This window comes from Paenibacillus sp. N3.4, assembly GCF_008017805.1.
In the GTDB taxonomy this organism is placed as follows: Bacteria; Bacillota; Bacilli; order Paenibacillales; family NBRC-103111; genus Paenibacillus_E.
This window is the reverse complement of the sequence record NZ_VRTT01000161.1, coordinates 1-4,016: the sequence shown is the minus strand read 5'-3', so window position 1 is coordinate 4,016 and position 4,016 is coordinate 1. Positions and strand designations below refer to the sequence as shown.

At 44.8% G+C, this 4,016-nt stretch carries 6 protein-coding genes; 1 reads left to right on the top strand and 5 read right to left on the bottom strand.

Translation table 11 applies throughout. From position 1 onward, the window contains the following. Nucleotides 1-96: 96 nt before the first annotated feature. The 5 genes from FU659_RS36165 to FU659_RS34470 all read right to left on the bottom strand — a co-directional run bounded on the left by FU659_RS36165 (nt 97) and on the right by FU659_RS34470 (nt 3,050). The gene (locus tag FU659_RS36165) at nt 97-267 is read right to left on the bottom strand and encodes a hypothetical protein (protein ID WP_187274615.1); all 171 of its coding nucleotides are present in this window, start codon (nt 265-267) and stop codon (nt 97-99) included. A gap of 274 nt (nt 268-541) precedes the next feature. Continuing rightward, nucleotides 542-1,705 (bottom strand): KamA family radical SAM protein, encoded by a 1,164-nt coding sequence (locus FU659_RS34480; RefSeq protein ID WP_147951668.1) that lies wholly within the window; start codon nt 1,703-1,705, stop codon nt 542-544. 240 nt (nt 1,706-1,945) lie between these two features. Continuing rightward, entirely contained in the window at nt 1,946-2,098 is a 153-nt protein-coding gene (locus tag FU659_RS39280) for a hypothetical protein (protein ID WP_397357181.1), read from the bottom strand. Further along, nucleotides 2,056-2,571 (bottom strand): YheC/YheD family protein, encoded by a 516-nt coding sequence (locus tag FU659_RS34475; protein ID WP_397357179.1) that lies wholly within the window; start codon nt 2,569-2,571, stop codon nt 2,056-2,058. Before FU659_RS34475 ends, FU659_RS39280 begins: the two co-directional genes overlap by 43 nt. A gap of 182 nt (nt 2,572-2,753) precedes the next feature. After that, entirely contained in the window at nt 2,754-3,050 is a 297-nt protein-coding gene (locus FU659_RS34470) for a hypothetical protein (protein WP_397357177.1), read from the bottom strand. On the opposite strand from FU659_RS34470, the gene FU659_RS34465 reads away from it, so the two are divergent. Next, a complete protein-coding gene (locus FU659_RS34465; RefSeq protein ID WP_147951666.1) occupies nt 3,010-3,552 on the top strand; it encodes a DDE-type integrase/transposase/recombinase in 543 nt (180 codons plus the stop codon). The genes FU659_RS34470 and FU659_RS34465 overlap by 41 nt on opposite strands. Nucleotides 3,553-4,016: the final 464 nt, after the last annotated feature.

The window sequence follows — 4,016 nt, the reverse complement described above, 5'->3', positions numbered from 1 at the left end:
ACTACACGAACTGTCGGAACGACAGGGTTAGCTTGGTAAACTTCTCTTCGTTAGAAGAGACTACCCAAGAATCTCGTGACTTTAGTCATGAGAGGTTCAAGACAACGCTATATTGCCGTCTGAGGCAAAGGTCAATTTGCGATAGCCATAGATAGACTCGTCACCTGCGATCCGTTCCATCAGCCATTCTTTGATCTGTTCGTCGCTGATCGGCTGGCCTGCTTGGTCCCAGGAGTACCCGGGAATGGGACGTCCGCCGTTATACATACGGACCGGCTTCGCATGCTTTTTTCGATAGTAATCAATCTGCTCACTGACGCCGATAATTCATTATACCAAGGCCGCTTTATATCCCTGCGCAATCCATTTGTCGGCGATTTCTATTTTGTCCGAAAGGCAGGGTTCTGCTGTAACTCTTGCGCTCCATCTTGCATCCCTCCACTTTATGTTAACTTCATTTTAGTGGTTTAGGAGACAAGACTCAAAGGTAATTTCGGGGCTTTTGAGTTTTCACCTCATATCAGTTGAGTAAACCTTAACATCAATCTTGTTTCTTCTGAGGAAAATCGGGCATTTCGTTGACGGAAACAATTTCTGCCGTTTTCTTCAACGGTTTCTTCCAATATTTTTCGTTCCCCGGCAGCTCGTCAAACCAGGTGGCCTCTTTCGGACAATCCAAAACCATAAGCTTTCCGTATTCACCATCGCGAGACTGGTGATATTTTAAATAGGCTTTACCGTCTTCAATGGCCAGGATCTCTACTTTCCCCGAGGTATGACTCATACAAAGCCTGACTCGCTTACCTAAACCGGAAGTTCTTGCTTTGGCTTCTTCTACGATATGATAGGCTTCCTCCAGCGTAAGCACGAAACCGCGGTTCCCTGCGACCGGCCTATTGATGAAAAAGTAATAGGGTGTAACCCCAGCCCATGAGAGCTTGTCGAGCAACTCTCCAAGCACTAACGGGTCGTCATTGATCCCCTTCAGCACAGGGGATTGGTTAACAACAATCGCCCCGGCATCGTACAATGCCTTGAAGCATCTTCTCGCTTCCTCCGTAATCTCTCGCGGATGGTTGACATGCGCCATGATATAGATCCGCTTTTCATCGGTAGAGTGGGTCCGAATCAAATCGAGAAGCTCCTGATCCTCATAGATTCGCATCGGATTGAACACGGGCATCTTTGAACCGATTCTAATAATTTTGACATGATCTATAGCTCTCAGCGCTTCTATAATACTGCGAAGCTTGCGTGTATTCAGGATTAACGGGTCCCCACCCGTAAGGAGGACGTTGTTGATTTCGGGCGTTCTCGCGATATAGTCGAGACCATCCTGTACGTCCGGCATCGCCTCCTTTACGTCTGCCCGGAACAAACGCTTGCGAAAGCAGAAGCGACAGTACGCTCCGCATACCTCCGAAACGATCAGCAGCGCTGTCGTTTGGTATTTATGTTGACAGCCTTTCACGACATAGTTGGTATCTTCATCGGAAGCATCCCATCGACCATATTCCTGAAGCTCATTCGAACTCGGGATGACCAGCTTTCGAATAGGGTCATGGGGATTTTTCCAATCAATCAGCTGCAAATAATAATCATTTAGTCGAAATACAAATTTATCTGTCACTTTTTTGAATGACTCCCGCTCATCTTCTGTTAAACCGGGGATCTCATCAACATTCGTAATGTATTTTACTTGCATTTTGTACTGAACCTCCTTTCGTTCCGTCAAAATGTTATTGAGAACCTAAACCGTTGCTCCTCTCTGCAGAGATTTAATTTTAGTAAATGCAACTAGTTTATTTCAGGTGCTGGTTGAATGCGGATTTGCCAATAAATCCGCAATCCGCTAATAGAGCGGTTTTTAGTATACAGTCGTGCTCATAACTCATATAAAAACAGGGAATTTTCATCCCCTGTTTTGGTGTAACTCTATGATTTTTTAATGCGTTTTCCGTCGTTTTCTGTAGGCTTTAGCCAGTGCTTTGATCTTGTGGTAGTACGCTTTATCCGGAAGTCGATTAAACAATCCGTAGGAAGGATAGGCAAGGTTCACTTCGATAATCCACAGCTTTCCTCTTTGATCCATTCCCAGATCGATGCCCGTCTCATAAGATCGATAGCAGCTGTTCGTTGCATGACGAATAATCTTAAAGCCTGAGCGGATTTCTTCCGTTTCTTTCTCTTAATCCGTTCGCGACCGTACCCGAACGATTTGACCAAAGCTTCGTCCACCGTCGTTGCATAGCCGCCGCCGCGACGAACATTGGAAATGACACTGCCTTCACCTGATACCTTTGCGATCATTCCCGCATACTTCCACCGTCTTTGTCCGTCCCGCATGAGCATCAGACGAATCGAGAACGGCCTTCCGTTGATGCTCGCCAGATCAATCGCTTTCTGGACCAGGATTGATCTGCCGACTCTTCCGCCCTTGACTTTGTCGTACAAATCTCTGATCGAATCTGCATCCACAGGCTTACCTCGTTCATTGACGAAACGATATCCCTGCTTTGTTTTCCATGCTTTTATAATATTTGAGCCTGTGTGTGAAGTATTCCCTTTGATATAAACCGCGTCTTAGTCTTTAATAATTCGTGAAAGTGAGCGCCTGGTTAAGATCGACGTTGGAGGCAAAAGCTTATGCAGCCGCGGATGCTTGGAGTACAACCGGTGCAGCTCCCATTTCGAAGGATCCCAATGTGTTGACATACCATCATTCCTTTGACTTGGATTCTTTGGAGTTATCCTTATGCTAAATCCCATAGATAAGAGCCGAGCAGCTCTATGAAAGCTTCCATGTCTTTGCTGGTGACCGCACCCATGTTCGCAATTCTAAACGTATTCAATCCATCGAGCTTTCCTGGATAAATCATCATATCATGCCGGTAAAAGTAGTCATGCATGGATTGAAAATCATATCCGCAGAAATCCGGCTCGACAATAGCGGTAATGATTTTGGAATGATGGGCTTCGGGGACGATGTAGGTTAACCCTAATCGAGTAATGCCGGCAATTAAAACGGTCCAGGGATTCGGTATGGCCATTTACTTTGCATATCCCTATTTTGGATACCCTCGTATGATGACGGCTTTGTGGGAAGCCGGCTATCGTGTCAATCACAAAAAAGTATGGCGGCTAATGAAAGAATTATCGATTCAATCCGTTATTCGAAAGAAACGAAACCGTTCGAATTACACGCCTTCTATCGTGTATCCAAACCGATTAAAGCGTCAGTTTCATGCCATAGGGCCATGTCAGAAGGTGGTCACCGATATTACGTATATCTCCAATGGAACACGCTTTTATTACCTGTCGGCAATTCAAGACCTGTTCAACAATGAGATCGTTGCTTGGCAATTATCCGAACGCAATGATGTCAAACTCGTATTGGATACGATTGATCAGTGGACAAGAAAAAGAGACGTCGCAGAAGCCGTTCTCCATTTGGATCAAGGCTTCCAGTATACGTCTCAAGCGTACAACACACGATTGGAAGCAATTCAGCGTCAAAGGCAGCCACTCTCGCAAAGCAACCTGCCTGGATAACGCGTGCATCGAATCCTTCTTTTCGCATCTCAAAACAGAGATTTACTAGGTTTGACAGGTCTAAGAGGAAATAATAGATCTAGAGAGGATTATAAATAACATTCAGTAAAATAAAACGATTGAAAGATGGACCGATAATGAATTCTATTACAAAGCTCCCTCCGACTCCCTTCCCGCAACTCGCCACTTCAACTTGGGGCTTATAGGTCTGCGTGTATCTATTCTGTAGGAGTATTCGGCACTGTTTCGGACAAGCTGGAGATAGAATGATTCCTCAAATTGATTCTCATGTTGAAACCCTAATGATTGGAGTAGTGGAAGAACTATACGCACTTTTGCATCTTCTTCGCTTAGAATGGAAATATGGCTCTTCGCTGCTTACTATTGGTAATTAAGATTATAGAGAAAAGAATAGAAACAAGCTTCTTACCAGCCTATGCTAGAATCTCATAGCAAATGAAAGC